The organism is Streptomyces sp. NPDC007205 (genome assembly GCF_040634095.1).
Taxonomy (GTDB): domain Bacteria; phylum Actinomycetota; class Actinomycetes; order Streptomycetales; family Streptomycetaceae; genus Streptomyces.
The window spans coordinates 260445-284550 of record NZ_JBEYEW010000004.1 but is presented as its reverse complement, the minus strand read 5'-3'; the positions used below and the strand labels follow the sequence as shown (position 1 = coordinate 284550).

Sequence of the window (24106 nt, the reverse complement as noted above, 5' to 3'; positions counted from 1 at the left end):
CATGACCAGGGGGATGGTTGAGTGGGCGCACGGCTGCGCGGGTCGCACGGTGACCTGGCCCGCCCCGGACACATACGTACTCGTCGACGGTGTCCTGCTGCGCATGGTTCCCGAGCCGCCCGGACTGCCTCCGGGCACGGCCGTCACCGTGCGCCACGATCCGAAACGGCAGCGGCTGGTGGCCCACGCCGACGGCACCGGGGCGGTGGCCGGATGAGCGAGCACCGCATCGGGTTCGGGACCGGCTTCGAGGAACGGCAGCCCGTCGTCCTCCTCCTCGACACCTCCGCGTCCATGGGCCGCCCCGCGGAACACCCGCGGATCGACGAGCTGAACGACGCGCTGACCCGCTGGTTCGGCGAGGTGCGCACCCAGGAGCGGCTGCGCACCCGGGTGGAGGTCTGCCTGCTCACGTTCGACTCGGCGGTGCGTGTCCACGACCCCGGCCCGGGCCGCCTCGTACCGGTCGAGGAAGCCGGCACCGACCGGCTCTTCGTCCCGGTGGACGGCATGCACCCGCCCACGCTGCGCGCCGGGGGCCTGACCCGGCTGACGGACGCCGTCGAGACGGCCCTCGGCCTGGCCCGCAGCCGCTACCGCAGCCTGCAGCGGCAGCGGGTGCCGGTCCGGCGCCCCTTCCTGTGGGTGCTGACGGACGGCGCACCGAGCGACGCCCAGGGCCGCCCCCTGGACGCGGCGGCCCTGGCGGGGACGGCGAAGCGGGTACGCGAGGGCGAGGAGAACGGGGAGTGGGTCTTCCAGGTGATCGGGGTACACGGCGCCGACCTGCCGATGCTGCGGGTACTGGCGCCGAAGGCCACGTCACCGCTGGAGAACCTGGACTTCGGCCGGATCCTCGACCTGCTCTTCCAGAGCACGGACGACAGCAGCCCGGACCAGGACGCGGATCTCATCCACCAGCAGGTCGACGACCGCGCCGCCCGGCTCGCGCGCATGGACAGGCTGGAGAGGGGCCTTCGGTGATCGTCGCGGGCGCCTCGGTCCAGGGCACCGCCCATCTCGCCACCGGGCAGGGCTGCCAGGACGCGTTCAAGGCGGTGGACCTGGGCGACACGGCGGTCCTGGCCGTGTCCGACGGCGCGGGCAGCCGCGACCGCAGCGCACTGGGCGCCCACATAGCGGTGGACGCGGCCTGCCGCCTGCTGACACAGGACATACCGGACGCCGGGGCAGCACCGGAGGCGTGGACGGCATGGATCGCCGGGCGGGGGAAGCGGGTGGTCGAGGAGTACCTGAGGGCGGTGACAGGGGTGCTGGGCGCATCGGGTGCCGAGGATCCCGGCGCCTTGGCGGCCACTCTGACAGCAGCCGTCGTACACCCACCCTGGGTGGCCTTCCTCTCGCTGGGCGACTGCTTCGGCACACTCCTCACCCGCGACGACCGCTGCCACCTGGTCCTCCCGCCGCCCACCGGCCCGCCCCCCTTCCTCTCCTCCCCCGGCGCGGCGCTGCGCCTACGCTCCTTCGTCGTCTGGGAACCGGAACTCGACGCAGTGGTCCTGGCCACCGACGGCTGCGCCGCCCTCACCCTCGACCATCCCTCCGTCCACCACCTCCCCCCAGAGGCAGGCCCCTTACCGGCTGGGGGCTTCTTCCTCGGCCTGGCCGCCACGCTCCGCGAGAACCACGGCGACGCCGAGCCCCTCCGACGCCGGCTCGCCGGGCCGGAGGCCGGCCGGACCGGTGACGACCTGACCGTCCTGTGCGCGCTGGTCGAAGGGGGGTGACCATGGGACTGACCGTGGTGTCCGGCACCGGACACACCTGGCGGCTCACCGAGCAGATCGGCAGCGGCTCGGAGGGATTCGTGTACGGCGTCGACGACGCCCGCCCCCTCGTCGCGAAGCTCGTCCCGGACCCGCCCGACCCCGAGGCCTACCGGCGCCGCGTGGCCCGCCTGGTGCGACAGCGCCGCGAACCCCGCACCGTCGGCCTGCTCTCCGGCACTCCGGTCCGGCTGGCCTGGCCGCTGGTCCCGGTACACGCGGCCCACCGCACCGGGGCGGACCGCGTCGACGGGTACGTGATGACCGACATGCGGCACGCCTACCAGCCGTTCAACCACCTCCTCACCCCTTCCGCCCGGCGGACCTTCCTGCCCCGGGCGACCTGGGCGACCGCCCTGCGCGCCGGCCTCGCCCTCGCCCGGCTGCTGGCCGACCTGCACGCCGAGGGCTATGTGGTGGGCGACCTCAAGCCCGACAACCTCTGGGTCGACGACACCGGCCGGGTCGGCATGGCGGACGTCGACTCCTGGCAGTTCACGGACGGCCGCGAGGTGTTCCCGGGCCGGATGCGCACTCCCGGCTACACGGCCCCCGAGCGGATCGGCGCCCCCGCCGGCACGCCACCGGACACCGCCTCCGACGACTTCGCCCTGGCCGTGCTGGCCCACCAGCTCCTCATGGCCGGCCTGCACCCCTTCGCCGGCCACCCGGCGGACGGCGGCGACTATCTGTCGTACGACGACAACGTGCTGCACGGCCGCTGCCGGATCGTCGACCGTACGTCGGTGCTGCTGCCCCGCACCGCGCCGCCCGCCGACCTGCTGCCGAGGCGGCTCGCGGAACTGTTCCGGACGGCGTTCGGGAACGCGTGCCGCCGGCCGACGGCGGCCGAGTGGGCCCAGGCGCTCGCGGCCGAGCTGACGCCGGGCCGGCTGAGGGTGTGTGCGGTGAACGCCCGCCACCTCCACACCGTGGAACGGCCGTGGTGCCCGTGGTGCGACCAGGCCGAGCGGGACGCCGACAGCTACCCCGGCCCGCCGCGGGAGGACGCATGACCACCCGACGCATGACCACACCACCCACGACCACCCACCTGTCCGTCGCCCGGACACTGGACCACTGCACGGTCCTCGGTCCCGGCACCCGCGCGGTCCTCTGGGTCCAGGGCTGCCCGCTGCGCTGCCGGGGCTGCGTGGCCGCCGAGACCCTGCCCTTCGAGGGCGGCACCAGCCGGACGGTCGCCGACCTCGCCGACTGGCTGTGCCGGCTGGACGGCATCGAGGGCGTCACGTTCTCCGGCGGCGAGCCGTTCAGCCAGGCCGGGGCGCTGGCCGAGCTGCTGGACGCGGTGCGGGAGCGGCGCCCGGACTTCGGCGCGATGGCGTACTCCGGCTTCCGCCACGAGGCTCTGCGGCGCGGCGGCCCGGACCGGCTCGCCCTGCTGCAGCGGCTGGACCTGCTGGTGGACGGGCCGTACCGCGCGGCGCGGCACGGCAGCCTGCGCTGGCGCGGCTCGGACAACCAGCGGCTGATCCCGCTCACCGACCGCTACCTGCGGGCCCTGGCCGAGCCGGACACGACCGCCGGGATCGAACTGTCGGTGGACGCCGACGGATCCCTTTCCTGGGCCGGGGTGCCGCCCGCCCCCGGATTCCGGGAGGGACTTGAGGAACGGCTCGCGGCGCGGGGGTTCGTGCTGCACACCGAGGCACGGAGGGAACGATGAGCGGATCACCGAAGTACAGCAGCGTCCGCGTCGGCGCGCAGTACGCCCAGCGGGAGGCGGCGGAGCGCCGGCGCCGGGCCGAGGAGCGCCGGGCCCGGGAGCGCCGGCGGGCCGCGGAGCGGGCCCGGCTGGCCCAGGAGGCGGCTGCCCGGCGGGAGCGCGCCCGCGCAGAAATCGCCCGGAGAGAAGCCGAGTTGGCGGCCCGGCGGACGGCCGAGCGCAGCGCCCGGCTGGACCGTGCGCAGGCGGAGCAGACCCGGGCCGACGAGCGCGGCCTCGAGGAGGTGCGGGAGCTGATCGCCGAGGCCCAGCGGTCCGGGGCCCGGTCCGGCATCGGGTCCCTGGAACGGCAGCTGGCCGGACTGCGGGAGCGGGCCGCCCGTGGGGAGCGGCTCGGGGACGCGGTGGAGGAACTGCGCGGCCGGGTCGTGAGCCTGCGCCCGGCGGCGTCCGGGGGCCGTACGGATGACCGCGCCGCCGTCCTGGCCGGCCTGGAGCACCGGCTCTCCGCCGCCGGGCCGGACGGCGCCACCCTCGACGCGGACGGCCACCGGCGCTGCGCCGACCTGCTCGGCCGGCTGCGCACGGCCACCGGACCGGGCCAGGAGGTCCGTTTCGAGGCCCTGCTCGGCACGGTCGAACACGCCCTCGCCCGGCATGCGGCGACGGTCGCGGAGGTGCGGGAAGCAGCCGGGCGGCAGGCCCTCGCGGAACAGGAGCGCGAGGCGGCCGAGGCGGCCGAGCGCGAGCGTGCCGAGGAGGCGCGGGCGGCCCTGGAACTGGCCCTCGCGGAGGCCGCCGAGCGGCTCGGCGTCGTACGCCCGGCGGCCCAGGGCGTGGTGGACACCGCCGCCGGTCTCGGCGACCCGGACCTCGCCGACGAGATCGGGGACGCCCTGCGCGCCGTCACCGACGCGCTGACCGCACGCTCGGCGACCGAGGCCCTGGAAGCGGTCACCGGTCTGGAGGGCCGGCTCCCCGACGCCGAGCGCCGGCTCGACGAACTGGAGCTGGCCTACCGGCGGCGCCGGGACCTGGTGGAGGCCCTCCGGGACGCCATGACCGGCGAGGGGTTCGCCTTCGAGGGCGGTGAGGACCGGGGCGGCAGCTTCCGGCTGCACTTCACGCGGCCGACCGGGGCGGCGTACGAGACCACGGTCGCCACCGAGGACGACGGCACGCCCGTCCTCGTCTACCACGTGGAGGGCGAGCCGGACGTGACGCTGCACGCCCCGCAGGACGAGGCGGTGTGCGACACCACCGAGGCGCTGCTGGAGCGGGTGCACGAGGCACTGGGCGGCGACGACGGCTTCGTGGCGGGTGAGATCACCTGGGACGGCAAACCGCCGGGCCGGCGCGCCGAGCCGCTGCCCCGCGACACCTCCTGGCGGTGGACGACCCCGTGAGCACGGCCGGCTTCACCAAGGGCGAGGACGGTACGGGGCCCGTCACCGCCGACGGCATGATGCCCCTGTGGGCGGTGTCCCTCGGCTGGGAGCTGCGGCGCGGCCGGCAGGTGGTCCTCAACGGCCAGATCCGGGACCGCTGGTGGTTCGAGGACCGGCCCGCCTCCTTCCGGGAACTGGTCGCCGGGGTGCTGGAAGCGCGCGGCGCGGACGTGGTGGGCTGGTGGGACCCGGTGGCCGGGCTCACCTTCCCGCTGCCGGGCCACGCGGAGCGCTTCACCCGGCTGGAGGCGAACCGGCCGCGCACGGCCACCAGGAACGAGAGCCGGGGCACACCCACGGACAACCGGCAACAGGACGGCCGTGGCACACCCACGGACAACCGGCAGCAGGACGGCCCACGCTCCCGGCGTGCCACCGAACGCGACCGCGACCGGTCGAGCCTGCTCTCCCCCCGCGCGGCCGGCCCCCCGCGCGCCTTCGACGACGTGGTCGCCACCGTGCACCGGCTCGCCGCCTCCCCCGACGCGGCCACGGCCTTCGTCTTCCAGGACGTCGACCACCACCTCCCGCCCGGCCAGCCCGAATCGAGCGCCGGCTATCTGCGCCTCCGCGCGGCGATGACGGACGCCGTGACCCCCCGCTCGGCCCTGTCGGGCAGGCCGCCGCACGCCCGCAACGCCGTCCTGTGCGCGGTGGGCGACGTCGGCCGGCTGCCCGGCTGGTTCCACCTGGAGGACCCCCGGATCGCCACCCTGCACATCGGCCCACCGGACCCGAGCGAGCGCCGCCTGTGGCTGACCTGGCTGCGCGGCGACTTCAACGGCGCCCCGGACGCCGCACGCCACGACATCGAGGCCCTGGTCGGTGCGACCGACGGCATGTCCGGCTGGGACATCGACGCGCTCGCCCGGACCTCCTGGCTGCGCGACGCGCCCCTGCAGAAACCGGACAAGCTCCTGGAACTGCACCGGCTCAACGTGAGCGTCGACCCGTGGACCCAGCTGGACCGGGAGACCGTCGCCCGCGCCGCCGACGTCCTGGGCGCCCGGGTGGTCGGCCAGTCCAAGGCCGTCGACGCGGTGGCCGCCGCGCTGCAGGCGGCCTTCGTCGGCGTCGACTTCGGCGGCTCCGGCACCGCACGCCCCCGCGGCGCGTTCTTCTTCGTCGGTCCGACAGGTGTCGGCAAGACCGAACTCGCCAAGGCGGTGGCCGAGTTGATGTTCGGCGACCAGAGCGCGTACGCCCGTTTCGACATGAGCGAGTACCAGCAGGAGCACGCGGCCGAGCGGCTCGCGGGCGCACCCCCCGGCTACATCGGCCACGAACAGGGCGGCGAGCTGACCCGCCGGGTCCAGGAGCGGCCGTTCAGCGTCCTCCTCTTCGACGAGATCGAGAAGGCGCACCCGCGGGTGCTGGACAAGTTCCTCCAGATCCTGGAGGACGGCCGGCTCACCGACGGCCGCGGCCAGACCGCGTACTTCTCCCAGTGCCTGATCATCTTCACCTCCAACACGGGCGCGGAGGCGGTCCAGGGTCTGCTGTCCGAAGGCGACTCGGAAGGCGGCGAAGAAGTGCCGTACTCCGCGCTGGAGGCGCACTTCACCCGGGCCGTGGAGGAGAAGTTCCGGGCGATCGGCCGCCCGGAGATCTACGGCCGCCTCAAGCCGGGCGTGGTCGTCTTCGACATGCTGCGCCGCGAGCACATCGTGAAGATCGCCGACCGGCTGCTGGGCCAGCTCACCGAGTCCGTCCGCGAACGCCACCAGGCCGAACTGGTCCCCGACACGGACAGCCTGCACCCCTGGATCACCGGGCGGATGAGCGACCCGGAGCACCAGGCGTACGGCGGCCGGCAGATCCGCAACGAACTGGAGCGGCTGCGGGCGGCCGTGGTGGCGCACTTCCTGGCCCACCGCCCGGCCCCGGGCAGCCGGATCCGGCTGGGCACCGCCACCGACGGCACCCCGTGGGTCAGGACCGAGGAAGGGAACCGCTGAACTCATGCTCGGCATCGCGATGGGCCACCGCCACGCCCGCCTGGGCCGCTCCGCCCCCGACGGCCGTCCGTCCGTCACCACCACGGACCTTCCCGAGGACACGGACGGAGTCACCGACCCCGCCACGGCCCTGGCCCTCGTGCTGGACGGCATCACCGGCGAGGAGGCCGTCCTCGGCCTCCCCGCATCCGCCGGCCGCGAGGCCGAGGCCCGCCTCCGCCGCGCCGCCGAGGACGCCGGCCTCCGCGTCCACAGAATCGTCCCGGAACCGGTCGCGGTGGCCCTGCACTACGGCGCGATCGACGAGGGCGTACACCGCACGGTCCTGGTGGCCGACCAGGCCGGGGCAACGGTGGACCTGACGGTCCTGGCCATCACCCCGGACCTGACGGTACGCGTCGTCACCACGCGCACCGAGGAGTCGGCCGACGACCACGCCCGTACGGCGACGGCCCGGGAACTGTCCGAGGCGGCCCCGGACGCCGTACTCCTCTCCGGCGACCTGTACACCACGCCCGTCCACCGCGAGGGCATCGAGAACCTCCCCGAGGCCCAGGGCGTGACGGTCCGCTGCACCGACCCCGAACTGGCCGTCGTACACGGCCTCCTGCTCCTGGAGGACTTCGGCCTCCTCCGCGTCGCCACGGGCCCGGCGCCGACGGGGGCCCACTTTCCCCCTCCGTCGGAGGATCCGGAGCCGCAGCCCTGGCCCACTTCCCTGGATGATCCCGAACCGAGAAGCGCCCTGAAGGGGGGCGGGGCTGAGACTTATGCGGCTCCGCCGCGGGGGCGCGGGGAACCCCCGCCCACCCGCAGCGAACCACCCACCGCGACCACCCCGCCCACCCCCGCACCCGCACCCGCACCCGAACCGGCGCCAGAACTCGCACCAGAACTCGCACCAGAACTCGCACCAGAACAAGTAGCCGAACCAGCCCCCACCCCACCCTCCTCCGCCCCCCACGCCCCCCACACCCTCCGCTCCGTCCCCGTGACCCAACTCCAGGCCATCCGCCGAGACGACCACCTCCTCGTCCTCTGGGCCTGGCCCGACTCCGCCCTCACCGCTCGCGTCCGCTGGCGCCGTGAGGACGCGACGGCGACCGGCGACGGCCCCCGCGACGGCGATCTCCGCTGTCAGCGCCGGGTCTACGAACACGACGGCGGCCTGGACCTCCCCGTCGGCCGGGGCGCGATCACCCTCACCGTCGAGGCCCTGGTCCCCGACCCCGCCGTCGACACGGAGGGTGCGGCGTCCCTCCGTATCCCGGCCGAACCCCCCATCGTCGAGTACGAACCCTCCGTACGCCGCCGCCTCACCGGCGCCCGCGTCGCGACCGTCACCTTCACCGCCCGGACCGGCTGTGACCTGCCCGCCCTCCGGATCGTCCACGGTCTCGGCCGCTACCGCCCCACCAGCACGGCCGAGGGCACCGTCCTGCACGAGGTCCCCGCCCAGCGCCTGCCCGCCGGGGCCCCGCTCACCGTGGAGTTCCCGCTCCCCGGCACCAAGGGCCCCTCTTGGCTCGTCTGCTTCCCAGCGGACGGCCCCGACTCCGACCAGGACCGCGACATCGACATCGACATCCGCCCCACGGCGCTGCACCGGCTGCGAGTGACCTGAATGGCCAGACGACTGACCTGCCCCTACTGCTACGAGACCTTCGCCCCACGGGAGATCCGGTTCCGCTGCAACAGCCGGCTCAGCCGCACCCGCAAGCAGTGCCAGCGCCGCCGCGACCCGGTCCTCGACGAGCGCTTCGGCCGGCGCCCCAGCCACGACGTGGGCCCGGACTTCACCGCCGACGGCCGCAGGTCCACGGCGGTGTGCCCGGACTGCGACGGTGAGACGACGTACCGCATCTGCCCGGTCTGCCACGTCGAGCTGCCGGTGCAGTTCGGGATGGTCGAGAACCGGCTGATCGCGATGGTGGGCGCACGGTCCTCCGGCAAGACGATCTACATGACCGTGCTGCTGCACGAGATGCGCAACCAGGTCGGCGAGGCCTACGGCGCCTCGCTGATGGGCCTGGACGACACCACCATGCGCCGCTACAGCTCGGAGTACGAGGACCGGCTCTACCGCGACCGGCAGATGTTCCCGCCCACGCAGACCGCGACGACCAACGCCAACCGGGTGGAACCGCTGGTCTTCCGGTTCGGGCTGCGCCGCAAGGGGCTGTTCGGGGAGCGACCGCAGCACACCGTGCTGTCGTTCTTCGACACGGCGGGCGAGGACTTCAACAGCCGCGAGAGCGTGGAGCTCAACACCCGGTACCTGACCAACGCGGACGGCATCATCCTGCTGCTCGACCCCCTGCAGATGCCGGGCGCCCGGGACAACGCGGCGCCCGGTACGGCACTGCCCGACGCGGACGGCATCGACCCGCCGATCAACGTGCTCAGCCGGGTGAGCAGCATGCTGCTGGCCGCGCAGGGCGGCAAGGCGGCGAAGGTGCACACCCCGATCGCGGTGGTCTTCTCCAAGATGGACGCCTTCTGGCATCTGATGCAGAACGGCAGCCCGCTGCGGTCGCACGCACCCGCGCGGGGCCGTTTCGACGTCGGCGACAGCCTCAGCGTCCACGAGGAGGTGCGCCAGCTGCTCAAGGAGTGGGACGGCGTGCCCATCGACCAGTCCCTGGAGAACACCTTCGCCCGCTACCGCTACTTCGGTGTCTCCGCGCTGGGCCGCAGCGCCACACCGGAGGCCCGGGTCGCCGCCACCGGCATCCAGCCCTACCGGGTCGCGGACCCGCTGCTGTGGCTGCTGAGCGAGTTCGGTTCGGTGCCGAAGGCGGGCCGCGGATGAGGGGCGAAGGCGAGCCGGGGATGCGGGGCGAAGGCGGGCAGGGGACGGGGAGCTTCCAGCAGCTCTACTACACCTCCTGCGAGCACGGGCTCAGCGGTTCCTCCGGCTTCCAGTTCAACGCGGTGAGCGAGCAGGTCTCGGCGGAGACCCGGCACCGGGTGGAGGGCCTGGCCGGGTACGAACCACCGCGCTCCCTGGCCGAGTCGGACACCCCCGGGCTGCTGGCCCGCTGCCCGGTGAACCTCTGCCACGCCCCGGGGCGGCAGGGCGGCGCCACCACGCTGTGCGTGCGCTACGTCGGCCGGGACTCGGCGCGCCGCTTCGGCAACTACTTCGCCCACGCCCTGCACACCGAGGGCGAGTTCACGCCGGACAGCGGCGGGCTGCTCGCGATCGAGCTGTGGGACTCCCCGCTGTGGACCGCACGGGTCGCCGACACCACCGAGCTCCCGGAGCTGCCCGCGCCCCTGCCACGCGGCCCGCTGTCCCCCCGCTCGGCGCGCGCCTTCCTGCGCGCGCACCCGCACGCCGAGCAGCTGCCGGCCCTGCTGGCGGCGGTCTTCGCGGCACTCGCGGAGGACGGCTCGGTGGTGGTGATCGACGAGACGACCGACCGGATCGCCCACTGGTTCGCCACCGTCTCCTACCTCCTGCCCCCCGCGCTGGCCCGCACCCTGTCCTTCGCCACCTACCTCTTCCGTCCCACCCGCAGCCGGCTGCACCTGATCGGCACGGTGCCCGGGGCGCACCCCGACTTCGGCCCCGACGACGAGGAGTCGTACACCGTCTTCGACTTCTCCGCCGGCCGCTTCCCCGAGGCGGTGCCCACGCACCATCTGGTACGGCTGCTGACCCGGATCGGGGTCGGCTCCATCCGTTCGGTCTGGTCCTGGACGGCCGAGTACACGCACGGACAGGAGCGGGCCCTGGGCGACTGGCACGCCCCGGTGGCGGCCGCCGCGGCGGCGGGCGGCATCGGCCTGACCGACGCCGACGTCCGCGCGGTGATCGACTGGCTGCCCGGCGCCGGTCATCTCGGGCCGCGCCGGGCGGCGGTGGCGGCGGACCTCCACCACAAGCACCGGGACCTGGACGACGAGCAGCTCGCGGTGCTGAGCGCGGCCGCCGAGGCGGGCGGCGACACGGTGCTGCACCAGGAGCTGGAGGGCAAGCTCCACCAGTCCCGGATCCGCGCCTATGTCACCTGCGGGGAGAACGCGCCCGGCCCGGTGCCGATCACGCATCCCGCCGAGCGGGAGCGGGCCACCGCCCTGTGGCAGCGGCTGCTCGGCGAGACCGCCACCGTCCGCCAGGGGGTGCGGCTGCTGCTGTGGGCGGTGGGTGCGCGGCTCGCCCCGCCACCGGAGCTGCTCGCGGCCCAGAGCCTGGGGCTGGCCCGCGCCCTGCTCGGCTCCTTCGGCGCGGGCCCCGGCCTGCGCGAGGAGGTCGCCCGGCTCCTGCGCACCCTTCCGGAGTTCAGGGCCGCCCTGACGACAGCGGTGCAGGAGGTGCTGGACGAGCGGGGCGGCGGCCAGGAGCAGCTGTTCGCGCAGTTCCCGGCCCGGTTGCTGGACGAGCGGGACCTCGACGGGCGGCCCCGGCTCCTTGAGCACTACTGGCGGGCCCAGGCCGAGCGGGAGCCCGCCCGCACGGTCGACCTGCTGTTCCGGATCCTCCAGGTGCGCGGCCAGGCCTCGCCGGACGCGGAGCTGCTGCGGGGGCTGTGGCGGCAGCCGTCGCCGGCCTGGACGTACGAGGAGGCCACCGAGATCGCCCGGCGGCTGCCGCCGGACCAGCCGGTGGACGAGGCGGTCGGCGAGTGGTTCGACCGCGCGGTGAAACAGGAAGTCCGCGACGAGCAGGGGCTGCGGGCCTGCCTGGTGCTGTGTGACACCCTCACCGCGCCCGGCCGCTTCGCCTGGCTGCGGGCGGTCACCCAGGAGTGCGTACGGACCACCCTCGGGCTGGACGCGGCCCTGCGCGAGGCCACCGAGGCCACCGCGCTCGCCCGCGCGTTCAGGATCCCGCAGATCGACGCCTGGGCGGCACCCCGCGCCCTGAAGCACTACCGGCTGCTCCCCGCCCTGCTCCGGCTGCCCGCCGACCCGGGCCGGCTGCGCACGGAGATCGGCGCGTTCGGCTTCTCCCTCACCGACCGCTATCTGCGCGCCGTACAGCGGGCCGCGGTGACCTCGGGCCGTGTCGACGAGGTGCTGTTCAGCCATGTCACCGGGGTGATCGCGGTCAACGGCGAACGCGTCGCCCTGTCGCAGGCACACCTGGAGATCGTCGAAACGCTGCGCCTGCACACCGCCCAGCACTGGCGGTCGGAGGACCTGGACCGTCTGGCCCGCGCGCTCCGCCCCTACGACACGCGGCTCGCCGACGCCTATCAGGAGTGCGTCGAGAACCGTGTGGGCCGCGTGCGGAAGTGGAGCCGCAAGCTCACCCAGCGGCGGTCCCCGGACGGCCCCCCGCCGGAAGAGGGGTGAGCCGGCGATGGACGACATCCTGCTCTTCGTCATCATCCCCGCGGTCTTCCTGGTCCTGCTCCTGCTCTACCTGCTCGTCGCCCCGGCGATCGCGGCCCTGCGCGGTGCCGCCCTGGTCAGCGAACTGCTCTGGCGCTACTGCCGGTTGCTCAACGGCGTACTGCGCCTGCGCACCCCCGAGTTCGTGACCGTCCCGCCGTACCGCCCCGCCGACGAACTGGCCCACCGCAACTACTTCTTCGGCCCCGCCACCCGCGATCTGCGCCAACTCCTCACACAGGGACGTCGGTTGTACGTCCGCACGGTCACCGACGCCTACCGCCGGGTGACCGCCCGCCAGTTCACCGCCCCCTCCACGCACCGGGCCGCCTCGGTCCCCTACGGCCTGACCCTCTACGTGGGCCTCGGCATCGGCGCCGCCGCAGCGGTACCGGTGCTGGGTGCGCTCCTCGGCGCGCAGGCGCTCGGCGTGTCCCTGCTGACGGGCGGCGCCCGGCTGACCGCGCTCACCCTGCGGGCCACCGACCGCGTGGTGATGGTCCTGCGCGGGCTGCCCCGGGGCATGCTGTGCCCGAGCTGCTTCGAACGCGTCCCCTATCCGGCGTACGACTGCCCCCGCGCGACCTGCCGACGCCGGCACGCCGACATCCGCCCGGGCACCTTCGGTCTCTTCCGGCGCCGGTGCGCCTGCGGCGAGCGGATACCGACCCTGCTGATGCTGATGAGCAGGGACGCCCGGCTGAGCGGCCACTGCGTGCACGAACACTGCGGCAAGCCGATGAACCCGGACGCCGGGCACATGCCCGAGCTGATCCTGCCGCTGGTCGGCGGCCGGGCCGCGGGCAAGACCCAGCTGATGGCGGCGATGGTGCGGTCACTGGAGAAGGCGGCGGAGAACGGCGGGCCGGCGATCCGGCTCGCGGACGCCGAGTCGAGTGCCAACCAGCGGGTGCTGAACGAGGTCCTGGAGATCCAGGGCCACACCCGCCCCACCCAGAAGGCGCTGCCCCGAGCCCATTCGTTCGTGCTCGGCACCGGCCGCGCCGAGCGGCTGGTGCACGTCTTCGACACGGCCGGCGAGCGGTTCGTCAACCGAGAGGAGACCGACGCACTGCGCTATGTCCGCGAGGCCCGCACCTTCGTCTTCGTCCTCGACCCGATGGCCGCCGACGCGTTCTGGACCCGCCTCGACCCGTCGGCCCCGGAGGTGGACCGCACCCTGGCCTCGACGGTCGACCCGGAGGACGTGTTCGCGCGCTCGACACAGACCGTACGCACCATGGGCACCCGCCTCGACAAGGCCCGCCTCGCCGTCGCCGTCAGCAAGAGGGACCTGCTGTCCGGCCGGCCCGCCCTGCTCCCCGACCGCCCGGACGACAGCGACACGATCCGGGAGTGGCTGTGCGAGCGGCTGGGACTGCGGAACCTGGTGAAGACGATGGAGCTGGAGTTCGCCGAGGTCCGCTTCTTCTGCACGGCAGCGGTCGCGGACGAGGAGGGCCGGGTGGATCCCAGCATCGGGGTTTTCGTGGAGTGGTGCCTGCGCGAGTGAGGTGTCGATCGGGTGGCGCCGCACGGTCGCCGCCGGGCGCCGACGGCCTCTCGGCGGTCCCCGCCTCCCGGTGGGCCGACACGTCCTCGTCCGTTTCGGCTCCATGGCGTGGTCCCGGGGGCGCACACCGCTCCGGCCGCACCCCCACCGTCCCCTCCCCTCCCCCCTCCCCTCCGAGAGGTAACCGTGACCACGTCTGCCGGTGCTGCCGCCGGCTACGGGTTGCGCCGTTCCGTGCTGTGCGTCTCCAGCTCCGCTTCGATCTCGACCGGGAGATTCCAGGGAAGTCCGGCAACGCCTACGGCGACTCGTGCGTGGGCGCCGATCTCGTCACCGAAGATGTCGACGAGGAGTCGGGAGGCGGGGTTGAACACGGCGGGGAAGTCGGTGAAGTCCGGGGCCGAGTTGACCATGCAGTGCAACGAGCACCACGCCTTCACCTCAGCGAGGTCTCCGACTGCTTTCTCGACGCTCGCAAGGAGGGACAGCAGTGTTCGTACGGCTGCGGTCTGAGCGGTCGGCAGGTCCACCTTGTCGCCGACGGTTCCGTAGGGCCCGGTGACCACACCGTCATGGCTGGTGGGGATGTGCCCGGAGACGTAGATCCGGTTGCCGACCCGGCGGACGAGGCTGGCCGGGATGCGTGCCCCTGCGGGGCTCGGCACCTGCCAGGGGGTGGGGAGTTCGAACCCGTGGATCGCCAGCCTTTCCCTGATGTGATCGCTGCTGACGGACCGGGGGGCGGTGTGTGTCATGGCTTCTCCTCTTCGCGGGTCAGGGGGTCCGGGCTGGGACGAGCAGGGTCTGGTCGGCGTCTTCGATGTCAGTCAGCCCGGTCAACTGCATGTCGAGCGTGAGCTCGTCGAGGAGGAGGCGCAGGACGCTTGTCACGCCGTCCTCCCCCTTGATGGCGAGGCCCCAGAGATAGGGGCGCCCGATGAGCACGGCGCGGGCGCCGAGGGAGAGGGCTTTGAGGATGTCTCCCCCCGAGCGGATTCCGCCGTCCACGTACACCTCGGCGTCCTGGCCGACCTCCTGTGCGACCTCCGGAAGGCTGTGCAGTGTGGGGCGGTCCCCGTCGAGTTGACGGCCTCCGTGGTTGGAGACGATGACGGCTTGTGCGCCGAGTTCGACCGCCCTCCGGGCGTCCGCGGCGCGGGCTACGCCTTTGAGGGCGAGCGGCAGCGAGGTGATGCCGGTCAGCCAGTCGACGTCGCGCCACGTCAGGCTCGGGTCGAAGTTGAGCGCGAACATGTCGGCCAGGGAAGGTGAGGCGGAGACGGGGTGGGCGCTGTTCCGGGCGAGAGCGGCTTCGAGGATCACGGGCCGCACATGTGCCGGTGGGCTGAAGCCACGTCGCTGATCCCGTAGCCGACGCCCGGGCGCGGGTGTGTCGACCGTCAGTACCAGCCCGCGGACGCCCGCCTGCTCGGCCCGGCGCACCAGTTCCGTGGTGATGCTCCGGTCCCGGTGCAGGTAGAGCTGGAACCAGACGTCCCCGCCCAGAGCGGTGACCTCGGCGACATCGGTCGAGGACAGGGTGGACACGATGAAGGGCACGTCCGCTTTCAGCGCGGCGGCCGCAGTGGCCGTCTCCCCGTGGGCGTGGGCCAGTTGCTGCAGGGCTGTGGGCGCGAGCAGTATCGGAGCGGCGGTGGCCCGGCCCAGGATGCGGGTCTGGGTGCGTGGGCTGGAGACGTCGGTGAGGACGGTGCGGTTGAACCACCAGCCCCGGTAGGCCGCTTCGTTGTCCCGTGCGGTCCGCTCCTGGCCGGCGGCGCCGTCGTAGTAGTCGAAGACGTCGCGGGGCAGGACGTCCCGGGCACGCGTGCGGAAGTCGTCGATGGTGAGCATCAGCGGGCCGGCCGGGGAACGGCGCGCAGCGTCAGCGCGGCGGCGGCCAGCCACAGCACGACGGACAGCACGCCGACGTGGTGCAGGCCCGTGGTGAACCGATCCGGGGCCTCAGGGTCCTGCACCATCGCGCCGAAGACGGCGATGCCCAGGGCACCGGCGGCCTGGCGGGCGGTGTTGTTGACGCCGGAGGAGAGGCCCGGACGCTCCGGTGGGCCCGCCTGAAGGGCGGCGGCGACCACTGAGGGAGTCAGCAGCCCCATGCCGAGGCCGAGTCCGAGGAGGGTCGGCACCAGGGTGAGGTAGGAGGAGCCGGGGTTGATCAGCGGCAGGAAGGCCGTACCCACACAGCCGAGCAGCAGTCCGGCGAGCATCGGCGGGCGCGGCCCGTATCGCGCCGCCAGGCGTCCGGTGAACGGCGCGCACACGGCGAGCGGGACGAAGAGCGGCAGCAGCATCACGCCGGCCGTCCACGCGTCGTGGTGCTGGACCTTCTGCAGGTACAGGGTCACCACGAAGACAGCGCCGATGCCGACGAAGTTCATGGCCGCGGCGATGACGTTGGCACCGACGAAGTCCAGCTTGCGCAGCAGGGCCGGCGGGAACATCGGGTGCGGGGCGCGCTGCTCCCACAGGGCGAGCAGGGCCGCGGCGACGACGGCGACTGCTCCCGCCGCGATGGTCTGCGCGGATGCCCCGGAGCGGCCCGCGGAGATCGCGCAGTAGACGAGTGCGGTCAACGACAGGGCCGCGGCAAGCAGTCCGGGCAGGTCGAGGCGGCTGGTGCGGGCGGGTTCGTCCTTGCGGACGGCCCGCAGGGTCAGGGCGAGAGCCACCGCGACGACAGGCAGGTTGATCAGGAAGACGGAGCGCCACCCCGCGGCGGTGACCAGGACGCCTCCCAGGAGCGGACCGGCGGGCAGCGCCAGGGCGGAGATTCCGGCCCAGACGCCGAGGGCCCGGGCCTTCTCCCCGCGTTCGGGGAACGTGCGGTTGACCACGGCGAGGGTGCTGGGCAGCAGCAGCGCGGCCGCCAGTCCCTGGAGTGCCCGTGCGGCGACCAGGGTGGCGGTGTTCGGGGCGAGGCCGCACATCAGCGAGGTCACGCCGAAGAGGGAAAGTCCCGCGACGGCCAGCGTACGGTGCCCCCACCGGTCGCCGACCACTCCCGCGCCGAGCAGACACGCGGCGAGGACGACCGTGTAGGAGTCGACCACCCACTGGAGTCCCGCCAGGTCGGCGTGGAGCGCGTGGCCGATGTGCGGGAGCGCGACGTTGACCACCGTCACGTCGAGCTGTACGAGGAACATGCCGACACACATCACAGCGAGGGTCAGGGTGCGGCGTGCGGGCGGTGTGGTACTTACTGGGATACGGGACTGTGCGGGGGAAGCGCTCGACGATGTGGACATGTACGCCATCGTCACCGGCAGACCGTTCGGTGCAGGTCGAATCATCGACGACAAAGGGACACACCACCATGACCGCTTCCCGCCGCCCCAAGGCAACACCCCAGCTGGACCTGGCCCAGGCGGCCACGCTGTTCGCCGTGCCGGCCCGCACCGAGATGCTGCTCGCCCTGCAAGACCGCGAGGCGTGCTCAGCCGGCGAACTCGCCCTCTGCGCGGGCGTGTCGGCCTCCACGGCAAGCAGTCACCTCGCCTACCTCCTGGACCAGGGGTTGCTGGCCGTGGAGCAGCAGGGCCGCAGGCGCGTGTTCCGCCTTGCCGACCCGCAGGTCAGCGCCGCGCTCGAGGCACTGCGCCTGCTGGCAGGCCTGCCGCGCCGATAGCGGACGCGCCGCTGCCGGTCAGCCCGATGCCACGGCGGCCATCAGGGCCTCGCCGATGCCGAACGCGTCCGTGACGCCCTCGACTCCGGTCTCGGTGAGTGCGATGGCGCGTTCCTTGTCCCGGCGACGCCGGATCCACCCGAGTTCGAACATGCGCTGGGTGAGTGCTGCCCCCAGGGCTCCGGCCAGGTGATGGCGGCGTACCGTCCAGTCCACGCATCCCCGCGCCAGAGGCCTGCGCCCCACCCGCACCGCTTCGCACGTGATACCCAGTGGCGGGTTCGCGTCCCAGGCACCGGGGTCGACATGCAGGGCGCCGTCCTCTTCGCGGAGTGCCCCGCGCTGCCGCAGGGCGTCCGCGATGGCCACTCCAAGACGACCGGCCAGATGGTCGTAGCACAGCCGGGCACGGGCCAGTTCGTCCTGACGCCGGGCCGAGCGCAGTGAGTTCGGCGCACGCTGTGGCGCCAGGACGGCGAGCGTCTCCAGGGCCCGCCCCACCAACGGGCCGGAGATGCGGTAGTAGGTGTGCCTGCCACAGCGCTCCGTGGCCAGCAGGCCGTTGTCCACCAGACGCCCGAGATGCTCGCTCGCGGTCGACTTGCTGACCCCGGCGAGCCGGGCCAGTTCGCTGGCGGGCAGCCGCAAGTCGTCCATCAGGGCGGTGACCATGGCGGCTCGGGACGCATCGCCCAACAATGCCGCGACGAAAGCTATGTCAGGTCCGTCGACCACGGTTCGGCTCATGCCGAACACCGTACTCGGTAGCTTCTTTGCCGCACGGCGCCACGCCCCGCACAGAGAGGGCGCTCGTGAACACAAAACCAGCGAGCGGCAAAGAGTGCCCTACGAAACTACATGGCAGGTGTGAGATGGGTGTAAAGGTAATCCAGTACCGCGGCGACTACGACGACAAGCTGTACTGGGAGCGCGTCGACCGGAACCTCGGATGGCTCGGCGATTCGACGGAGGAGCAGCGCCGGCGCCAGGAGAAGCTGCGGGACTCGGTCATCGGCATCGTCGGAACCGGCGGGATCGGCGGTGCGGTCGCGACTCGCCTGGTGCGCATGGGGGCACGCAACCTCAAGCTGGCCGACCCGGACGAATTCGACATCACCAACATTCAGCGACAGTTGGGGGCGTCTCTGGAGAACGTCGGTCGAAACAAAGCAGAGGTCGTCGCAGAGATGGCCTTCGAGCTGACGAAGGACGTCAATATCGATGTCTATCCGGAGGGGATAACTCCGGATACTGCCGAACATTTCATGGCAGACTGCGACTATGTCATGGACCAGATGGAGTTCTATCAGGTCGAGAACCGCTACGCCTTGCACCGGGCGTTCCGCGCCAGTGACCGCTGTCAGTTCATGTTCAAGATTCCGACGGTGGGCCACAAGGTATTCGTCTTCACCTACACGAAGGACTCCATGCCGATCGAGGAGGTCTACGACCTTCCCGAGGACGGCCCCATCGACGACGCGGCCGCACGCCGGCTGATGGAGCGCATCATCCCCGAGATGCCCGAGTACCCGGGGACCAAGATGCTGGACGAATGGTTCGTGGACATGCAGCGCATGCCGATCTTCGGCGCCTGCCCCCCGCTGGCCGAAGGCATCCTCGTGGAACGGCTCGCCCAGGAGATCATGGACCTCCCCGGCCGGACGGCCCTGCCCGTGCAGCCCGGTTACGCCGTCTTCGACTCGCTCACATGGGAGTCGAAGCTCGTGGAGCGGGCGTGGTGGGCGAAATGACAGGCCCCGAACCGCCTGCTCCGATACGGGTTGTCCTCCTCTCCGAGACCAACTCGAAGTTCGGAGCACCCTTTCTCGCCGAGTTGCTCACACATCCCGACGTGGAGGTGGCCGGAGTCCTGACCCGCCTGCCCGGCCAGCTGTGCAGCTACTACCTGGGCGAGCCGGACCAGGTGGACCTGGCCGAACAGGCGTCCAGCGCAGGGGTCACGGTCCTGCGCCCGCACAGCGTCAACGATCCGGAGACCGTCGCCGCTCTCGCGGAGCTGGACCCCGACTACCTGCTGATCGCGAACTACCAGCAGATACTGCGCAAGCCGGTCCTCGACGTACCCCGCCGCGCGGTGGTCAACTTCCACCCCGGCCCGCTCCCTCGCTACGCCGGCCTCGCCCCGTTCTTCTGGATGGCTCGTCATGGCGAACGTGACTCCGGGGTCACCGCGCTGATCACGACTCCGGGCATCGACGACGGTCCGGTGCTCGCCCAACGGCCGGTGCCGCTGGACGGGACCGAGGACGCCGGGCAGATCCGCGACCGGCTGTTCAGCGAATCCCGCCGGCTGCTGCGAGAGGTGATCCCCCGCCTGGTCGCCGGAGATCTGAAGGCGGTACCGCAGGACCCGGAACAGCGCACCTACTTCTCCAGCCCCGGGCCGGACGACACGTCCATCAACTGGTCGTGGAACGCCGAGGAAGTCTTACGGGTGGTGCGTGCCTGTCACCCCCAGCCAGGTGCCCTGATCGCCACGGACGGCACCGGCCTGCGGGTTCATCAGGCACGGGCGCTGCCCAGGGACGCGGCTCCCGGCACCGCCCACTCTCCGGGAACGGTCCGGTCCCACCCCCGGCACGGCTTGATGATCGCCTGCGCGGACGCGTGGATCCAGGTGCTTTCACTCAGCTGGCACCCCCAGGGCGGCGCCGCACCCTCCTCGACGGGTGGCGCGGACGACCCCGATCTGGCCGCCGGCCTCGTCGAGCTCCTGGCAGCCCACACCGAGTAACAGCCCAGCAACAGGGCCGGGAGGACGGAGGCGGCAGTCACGGCCCCCGTCCTCCCGGCCCTCTGCGCGCCGCCCCGAGAGGAATACTCATGACCACGACGGTCGTGCCAGGAGCCCTGGCCACCGCCGGCAGTCACCGCAGTCTGCGCAACGCGACGGTCGGCAACGTACTGGAGTGGTACGACTGGAACGTCTACGCCATCTTCACCCCGTTCTTCGCTCCGCGGATCTTCAACTCCCACGACGCGGCGGGTGCGCTCGTGCAGAGTCTGATGGTGTTCGCCGTGGGGTTCCTCACCCGCCCCCTGGGCGGGCTCGTGCTGGGGCGGTGGGGGGACCGGTTCGGCCGCCGCGCGGCGCTGACCCTGTCGATGCTTCTCATGGCGGCCGGGAGCCTCCTCATCGCCCTGTGTCCGACCTACTCCGCGGCAGGCTGGCTCGCACCCGTCACGATCCTGGTGGCACGGCTGGCCCAGGGACTGTCCGCGGGAGGCGAATTCGCCGCGTCGTCGGCGTACGTGGTGGAGATCGCACCGCCGGGCCGCAAGGGTCTCTACTCCAGCGTGATCTACGTGAGCAACGCGCTGGGAAACCTCCTCGCGGCGCTCCTCGGTGTGGTCCTGACGCGGGCCCTCGCACCGGAGCAGATGAACACCTGGGGCTGGCGTGTCCCCTTCCTCCTGGGAGCCGGGCTCGCCGGCTACGCGTTCGTCCTGCGCCGGCGGATGATCGAGACCCACCTCACCGGACCCTCCCCCGCCGAAGCGGACCAGGAACGCCATACCTCCGTCCGCAAGGCCCTGTTGAGCAGGCCAGGGGCGCTGTGGAAAGTCGTGGGCTACACCCTCGCGGGCACCATCGTCTACTACACGTGGGTGGTGTTCCTGCCGTCGTACGCGGCGGCCGACGGCCACATCACCCGGTCCTCCGCGCTCATCACCACCACGGTCGCGCAGGTACTGTTCATCGGCGTACTGCCCCTGACGGGCATGCTCGCCGACCGTATCGGGACCAAGCCGCTCCTGCTGACGTTCGCCACGGCCTTCGCCGTGCTCACCGTTCCCCTGCTGGCTCTGGCGCCGAAGTCGTTCACCTGGCTTCTGGCCGTCGAGTGCGTCGGGCTGATCCTTTTCAGCGGTTACGGCGCCATCGCCCCGCTGATCATGGCGGAGCAGTTCCCGCCCGGATCGCGCGCCACCGGCATCGGCATTCCCTACGGGCTCACGGTCTCCGTCTTCGGAGGTACGGCCCCCTATCTTGCAGCAGCCGCCGCAAACGCCGGGCACGCGGCTCTGTACTCGGCCTATGTGGCCCTCGCGAGCGTGGCCAGTCTCGGGTTCTTCACCCGGATCCGCCGGCGGCGCACCACCGCACCGGCAGCCGGTTCCCCGAAGGACGCGGTGGGCGAGAGCAGGTGACCGCCCTCACCCGGGCATCCGTCCCCTGGGCCCGGTGTGGACGACAACGAGCTGCCCGATGTGCTGGGCGATCCTCGGATACTCCGCGTCCGCTTCAAGGACGCACCGCGTGCCTGCGAAGGGCCGGGGTCATTCTGGTCGCCGCCACCCGCGTTTGCTCTGGCGCATCATTTGGGGCATCGCAACCCTGCTTCTCAGACACGCTGCCCGCACCGGGGCGGCACGGTCATGATGCGGCGGTACTGGGCGACGGCGGTGCCCTCGCCCACAGGGACTGCCTCGGCCTCGACCCAGGCGTGCGCGGCGAAGGGCTGGGTGCGCACGCCGGTGCACCACGTGGGCCAGCTCCCCCGCATGCGGCACAGCAGTGTGGTGGCCAGGGAGCGCTGTAGGCAACCTTCCCCCGCGCAGGCCAGGCTCAGAGACGTGATCTCGGTGCGAGCGCGCTGGGCTTCACCCTGGGTGGCGGGGCGCGCACCGCGTCGCACCAGGAGCAGGAAGGTGCGGATGCGCCTCGGGGGAAGACGGCTGAGCAGCCAAGCGACGGTGATAGCCAGCCGAACGAGAGGCCGGCGCCACCACTCGGGACGGTCCGGTGCGGCGAGGGCGGTGTGGACGCTCATGCGGGAACCGTGTTCTGTGCGGAAAGGGATCGTGGGTCAAGCGAGGGAGCCAAGACCGCGCCGGGCCAGGTCGGCCAGAAACGCGTTGACATCGGCTGCAGCTTGCGCTGGCGTGGCGGCAGTGCCTGCTGTGAGCCGGTGGGCCGTCTCCTCCTGGCTCGCCCCGTTCAGGAGGGCGGTCAGGGAGGCCGAGCCCGTGGCGTTCAGCTCGAAATAGTGGCCCGTACGCTCGTTCAGGATGACCATGCCGGTGTCGGTGGTGACGGCGGTGACATGTCGGTGCAGCCGAAAGGCCATGTCATGTGCTCCTGGGGGGCCGTGCGGTGCTTCTGGACGGGGTGGCGGCAGGGACGGTGAGGCGTCCGTGGTGCAGCCAGTGCTCCACCACGAGGGCGTCTTCGAGGTCGGCGGAGATACGCGGTACCGGGGCGTGCAGCGCCGCACTCAGGGCCGCCGCGTCCAGCAGACCGGCCTGGGCCAGTCGGGAGCGCTCCACGATGCGGTTCAGAGCAGCCCGCTGTTCACGCAAACCCGCATAGAAGTCGGTGTCGGTGCTGCCTTTCGTCGCGCGCGCCAGCAGATGGCCGGGCATCAGGCCGTGCATGGCCCGGACCAGGAGTGGTTTGTAGGCGAAGGGTGTCCCGCGCTCGTGGGTACGCACCGCGAGACAGGCTTCCACTACGCGGTCGTCGAGGAACGGCAGCCCCATCCACGGCTGGTCGTACTCCTGGCGCAGCAGCCGGTAGAGCTGGGAAACGGCCCGCAGCCGGTGCAGGGTCTGGTGCTGACCCCGGTCGGCGGCGAGGGGCCGCGCGGTCGTCGCGGCTTCCTCCAGGAGGCGGGCGACCAGCAGGACTGCCCGGCGCGTGGCCCATGGTGCCATGCGCACCGGCGGTCCCCAGCCCAACGGAATGTGGTGGGAAGGCTCCTTCTGCGGGCCACCGCGCAGGCGGCGAGCCTGGTCGCGCAGCCACTGCGGATAGGAGCGGCGATCGACGAGCCCTCGTAGCGCGAGGCTCACCGGCCACCGGCGGACCGAGCGGTGGCCGCGCAGGTGGCGGGCGGCGAGAAACGGGTGGGCCGGCAACAGGTCGCCGAGATAACCGGGCGGGGTCTGGAGGACCTCGTCGCCGCCGTGGCCCGCGAGTTGAAGGACGGCTCCGTGCCCGCGGTAACGAGCGGCGGTCGCGTCGAACACAGCCCTGCCACGCAGCACCCCGGACGGAGCGTCGGCCGGGCTGCTCGGCTCGCCCAGGTTCTCGTACTGGCCGGGCAGTTCGTCGCCGGCCAGCAACAGCGCCACCGTGTCCGGCAGATGGCTTCGCGCCAGGTCGGCCCAGTGTGCGTCGTCGTTGGCCGGATCCCGGAACGACAGGGTCATCGTGTGCAAGGATGCGCCGGCGGTGCTCGCGAGAAACGCGAGCGCGGTGGAGTCCAAGCCCCCCGACAGGTCACAGCCCACCGCCGCTTCCGGCGTCCGGGCGATCCGCAGGGCCACGGCCTCGGTGAGAGCGGCTCGCAGCGCCGCCGCGCCCGTTTCCAGTGGCCGGTCAGGAAGAGGCGGTGACCACCAGGGCCGGTGCACGGATCCGCCGTCGGCGCCGACCGTCAGCGCGTCGCCCGGAGGGACGGCCGAGACGCCCTGCCAGGCGGTGAGACCGTCCAGCGGATGCGGGGGCCCGCCGGCGATGAGGCGTACGGCCAACCATCGCTCATCCAGGTCGGCGCCCGACAGGTCCGCCAGGATGTCCGCGCGGTCCGCCGCGACCGTGATGCCGTGCGTAAGCGCCGTGTAGACGCGGCGTAGACCGGAAGCCGTGCCCTGAAGCCGGAACCGGCCCGGTCCCGAGACAGCCACATGAGCGCTTCCCGCCGGCGCTGAAGGCCCCGGAACGCCTTGGTCAGTGCTCAGGGTCGGCAGGAGACGG

Annotated in this window: 22 protein-coding genes; 15 read left to right on the top strand and 7 right to left on the bottom strand. The window is 72.6% G+C overall.

Annotated features, from left to right (window positions below; all coding sequences use genetic code 11):
• Position 1 precedes the first annotated feature (1 nt).
• The 11 genes from ABZ624_RS10015 to ABZ624_RS09965 are packed head-to-tail and all read left to right on the top strand — an operon-like array spanning position 2 to position 13736.
• On the top strand, positions 2–217 hold the full coding sequence (locus ABZ624_RS10015) for a hypothetical protein (RefSeq protein ID WP_360084665.1): 216 nt from the start codon (positions 2–4) through the stop codon (positions 215–217).
• Positions 214–984 (top strand): hypothetical protein, encoded by a 771-nt coding sequence (locus tag ABZ624_RS10010; RefSeq protein ID WP_360084662.1) that lies wholly within the window; start codon positions 214–216, stop codon positions 982–984. Before ABZ624_RS10015 ends, ABZ624_RS10010 begins: the two co-directional genes overlap by 4 nt.
• Entirely contained in the window at positions 981–1748 is a 768-nt protein-coding gene (locus tag ABZ624_RS10005) for a protein phosphatase 2C domain-containing protein (protein WP_360084659.1), read from the top strand. Before ABZ624_RS10010 ends, ABZ624_RS10005 begins: the two co-directional genes overlap by 4 nt.
• Positions 1749–1750: 2 nt before the next feature.
• Positions 1751–2803, top strand: a complete 1053-nt coding sequence (locus ABZ624_RS10000; RefSeq protein ID WP_360084656.1) for a hypothetical protein — start codon at positions 1751–1753, stop codon at positions 2801–2803.
• Positions 2800–3474 carry a 4Fe-4S single cluster domain-containing protein gene (locus ABZ624_RS09995; protein WP_360084653.1) on the top strand — a complete coding sequence of 225 codons (675 nt, stop codon included), beginning with the start codon at positions 2800–2802 and terminating at the stop codon, positions 3472–3474. The genes ABZ624_RS10000 and ABZ624_RS09995 overlap by 4 nt, the downstream gene beginning before the upstream one ends.
• Positions 3471–4880 (top strand): hypothetical protein, encoded by a 1410-nt coding sequence (locus ABZ624_RS09990; protein ID WP_360084650.1) that lies wholly within the window; start codon positions 3471–3473, stop codon positions 4878–4880. Before ABZ624_RS09995 ends, ABZ624_RS09990 begins: the two co-directional genes overlap by 4 nt.
• Positions 4877–6880: an AAA family ATPase gene (locus ABZ624_RS09985; protein WP_360084647.1), complete on the top strand. Its 2004-nt coding sequence runs from the start codon at positions 4877–4879 to the stop codon at positions 6878–6880. Before ABZ624_RS09990 ends, ABZ624_RS09985 begins: the two co-directional genes overlap by 4 nt.
• Positions 6881–6884: 4 nt before the next feature.
• Positions 6885–8504: an Hsp70 family protein gene (locus ABZ624_RS09980; protein WP_360084644.1), complete on the top strand. Its 1620-nt coding sequence runs from the start codon at positions 6885–6887 to the stop codon at positions 8502–8504.
• On the top strand, positions 8505–9692 hold the full coding sequence (locus ABZ624_RS09975; RefSeq protein WP_360084642.1) for a hypothetical protein: 1188 nt from the start codon (positions 8505–8507) through the stop codon (positions 9690–9692).
• On the top strand, positions 9689–12184 hold the full coding sequence (locus ABZ624_RS09970; protein ID WP_360084639.1) for a GTPase-associated protein 1-related protein: 2496 nt from the start codon (positions 9689–9691) through the stop codon (positions 12182–12184). Before ABZ624_RS09975 ends, ABZ624_RS09970 begins: the two co-directional genes overlap by 4 nt.
• 7 nt (positions 12185–12191) lie before the next feature.
• Entirely contained in the window at positions 12192–13736 is a 1545-nt protein-coding gene (locus ABZ624_RS09965; RefSeq protein ID WP_360084636.1) for a hypothetical protein, read from the top strand.
• 215 nt (positions 13737–13951) lie between these two features.
• Here the strand turns inward: ABZ624_RS09965 and ABZ624_RS09960 are convergent, their stop codons facing one another.
• From ABZ624_RS09960 to ABZ624_RS09950, 3 genes are read right to left on the bottom strand one after another with little or no spacing between them, the layout of a single operon-like run.
• On the bottom strand, positions 13952–14491 hold the full coding sequence (locus ABZ624_RS09960; RefSeq protein WP_360084633.1) for a RidA family protein: 540 nt from the start codon (positions 14489–14491) through the stop codon (positions 13952–13954).
• A gap of 19 nt (positions 14492–14510) precedes the next feature.
• Positions 14511–15590, bottom strand: a complete 1080-nt coding sequence (locus ABZ624_RS09955) for an alpha-hydroxy acid oxidase (protein WP_360084631.1) — start codon at positions 15588–15590, stop codon at positions 14511–14513.
• Entirely contained in the window at positions 15590–16900 is a 1311-nt protein-coding gene (locus ABZ624_RS09950; protein ID WP_360084628.1) for an MFS transporter, read from the bottom strand. Before ABZ624_RS09950 ends, ABZ624_RS09955 begins: the two co-directional genes overlap by 1 nt.
• A 170-nt stretch (positions 16901–17070) precedes the next feature.
• Here ABZ624_RS09950 and ABZ624_RS09945 point away from each other — a divergent pair, with 170 nt between their 5' ends.
• Entirely contained in the window at positions 17071–17382 is a 312-nt protein-coding gene (locus tag ABZ624_RS09945; protein WP_360084625.1) for a metalloregulator ArsR/SmtB family transcription factor, read from the top strand.
• Between the two features lie 18 nt (positions 17383–17400).
• On the opposite strand, the gene ABZ624_RS09940 is transcribed toward ABZ624_RS09945, so the two are convergent.
• Entirely contained in the window at positions 17401–18129 is a 729-nt protein-coding gene (locus tag ABZ624_RS09940; RefSeq protein ID WP_360084622.1) for a winged helix-turn-helix domain-containing protein, read from the bottom strand.
• A gap of 125 nt (positions 18130–18254) precedes the next feature.
• Here ABZ624_RS09940 and ABZ624_RS09935 point away from each other — a divergent pair, with 125 nt between their 5' ends.
• The 3 genes from ABZ624_RS09935 (at position 18255) to ABZ624_RS09925 (ending at position 21555) form a co-directional block, all read left to right on the top strand.
• A complete protein-coding gene (locus ABZ624_RS09935; protein WP_360084619.1) occupies positions 18255–19133 on the top strand; it encodes a ThiF family adenylyltransferase in 879 nt (292 codons plus the stop codon).
• Positions 19130–20137: a methionyl-tRNA formyltransferase gene (locus ABZ624_RS09930; protein WP_360084616.1), complete on the top strand. Its 1008-nt coding sequence runs from the start codon at positions 19130–19132 to the stop codon at positions 20135–20137. Before ABZ624_RS09935 ends, ABZ624_RS09930 begins: the two co-directional genes overlap by 4 nt.
• 89 nt (positions 20138–20226) lie before the next feature.
• Positions 20227–21555, top strand: a complete 1329-nt coding sequence (locus tag ABZ624_RS09925) for an MFS transporter (RefSeq protein WP_360084613.1) — start codon at positions 20227–20229, stop codon at positions 21553–21555.
• Positions 21556–21749: 194 nt separating this feature from the next.
• Here the strand turns inward: ABZ624_RS09925 and ABZ624_RS09920 are convergent, their stop codons facing one another.
• Genes ABZ624_RS09920 through ABZ624_RS09910 form a run of 3 tightly spaced genes read right to left on the bottom strand, consistent with a single transcriptional unit; the run spans position 21750 to position 24036 of the window.
• A complete protein-coding gene (locus ABZ624_RS09920; RefSeq protein WP_360084610.1) occupies positions 21750–22178 on the bottom strand; it encodes a lasso peptide biosynthesis B2 protein in 429 nt (142 codons plus the stop codon).
• A 36-nt stretch (positions 22179–22214) separates the two neighbouring features.
• The gene (locus ABZ624_RS09915; protein WP_360084607.1) at positions 22215–22475 is read right to left on the bottom strand and encodes a lasso peptide biosynthesis PqqD family chaperone; all 261 of its coding nucleotides are present in this window, start codon (positions 22473–22475) and stop codon (positions 22215–22217) included.
• Between the two features lies 1 nt (position 22476).
• On the bottom strand, positions 22477–24036 hold the full coding sequence (locus ABZ624_RS09910; protein ID WP_360084604.1) for an asparagine synthase-related protein: 1560 nt from the start codon (positions 24034–24036) through the stop codon (positions 22477–22479).
• Between the last annotated feature and the right edge of the window lie 70 nt (positions 24037–24106).

Excerpts from the sequence above, each read along its gene's own strand:
- ABZ624_RS09950 (WP_360084628.1), bottom strand. The coding sequence starts at position 16,900 with ATGTTCCTCGTACAGCTCGACGTGACGGTGGTCAACGTCGCGCTCCCG.
- ABZ624_RS09945 (WP_360084625.1), top strand. The coding sequence starts at position 17,071 with ATGACCGCTTCCCGCCGCCCCAAGGCAACACCCCAGCTGGACCTGGCC.
- ABZ624_RS09960 (WP_360084633.1), bottom strand. The coding sequence starts at position 14,491 with ATGACACACACCGCCCCCCGGTCCGTCAGCAGCGATCACATCAGGGAA.
- ABZ624_RS10010 (WP_360084662.1), top strand. The coding sequence starts at position 214 with ATGAGCGAGCACCGCATCGGGTTCGGGACCGGCTTCGAGGAACGGCAG.
- ABZ624_RS09970 (WP_360084639.1), top strand. The coding sequence starts at position 9,689 with ATGAGGGGCGAAGGCGAGCCGGGGATGCGGGGCGAAGGCGGGCAGGGG.
- ABZ624_RS09955 (WP_360084631.1), bottom strand. The coding sequence starts at position 15,590 with ATGCTCACCATCGACGACTTCCGCACGCGTGCCCGGGACGTCCTGCCC.
- ABZ624_RS09965 (WP_360084636.1), top strand. The coding sequence starts at position 12,192 with ATGGACGACATCCTGCTCTTCGTCATCATCCCCGCGGTCTTCCTGGTC.
- ABZ624_RS09915 (WP_360084607.1), bottom strand. The coding sequence starts at position 22,475 with ATGGCCTTTCGGCTGCACCGACATGTCACCGCCGTCACCACCGACACC.
- ABZ624_RS09995 (WP_360084653.1), top strand. The coding sequence starts at position 2,800 with ATGACCACCCGACGCATGACCACACCACCCACGACCACCCACCTGTCC.
- ABZ624_RS09920 (WP_360084610.1), bottom strand. The coding sequence starts at position 22,178 with ATGAGCGTCCACACCGCCCTCGCCGCACCGGACCGTCCCGAGTGGTGG.
- ABZ624_RS09935 (WP_360084619.1), top strand. The coding sequence starts at position 18,255 with ATGGGTGTAAAGGTAATCCAGTACCGCGGCGACTACGACGACAAGCTG.
- ABZ624_RS10000 (WP_360084656.1), top strand. The coding sequence starts at position 1,751 with ATGGGACTGACCGTGGTGTCCGGCACCGGACACACCTGGCGGCTCACC.
- ABZ624_RS09980 (WP_360084644.1), top strand. The coding sequence starts at position 6,885 with ATGCTCGGCATCGCGATGGGCCACCGCCACGCCCGCCTGGGCCGCTCC.
- ABZ624_RS10015 (WP_360084665.1), top strand. The coding sequence starts at position 2 with ATGACCAGGGGGATGGTTGAGTGGGCGCACGGCTGCGCGGGTCGCACG.
- ABZ624_RS09925 (WP_360084613.1), top strand. The coding sequence starts at position 20,227 with ATGACCACGACGGTCGTGCCAGGAGCCCTGGCCACCGCCGGCAGTCAC.
- ABZ624_RS09930 (WP_360084616.1), top strand. The coding sequence starts at position 19,130 with ATGACAGGCCCCGAACCGCCTGCTCCGATACGGGTTGTCCTCCTCTCC.
- ABZ624_RS09990 (WP_360084650.1), top strand. The coding sequence starts at position 3,471 with ATGAGCGGATCACCGAAGTACAGCAGCGTCCGCGTCGGCGCGCAGTAC.
- ABZ624_RS09940 (WP_360084622.1), bottom strand. The coding sequence starts at position 18,129 with ATGAGCCGAACCGTGGTCGACGGACCTGACATAGCTTTCGTCGCGGCA.
- ABZ624_RS09975 (WP_360084642.1), top strand. The coding sequence starts at position 8,505 with ATGGCCAGACGACTGACCTGCCCCTACTGCTACGAGACCTTCGCCCCA.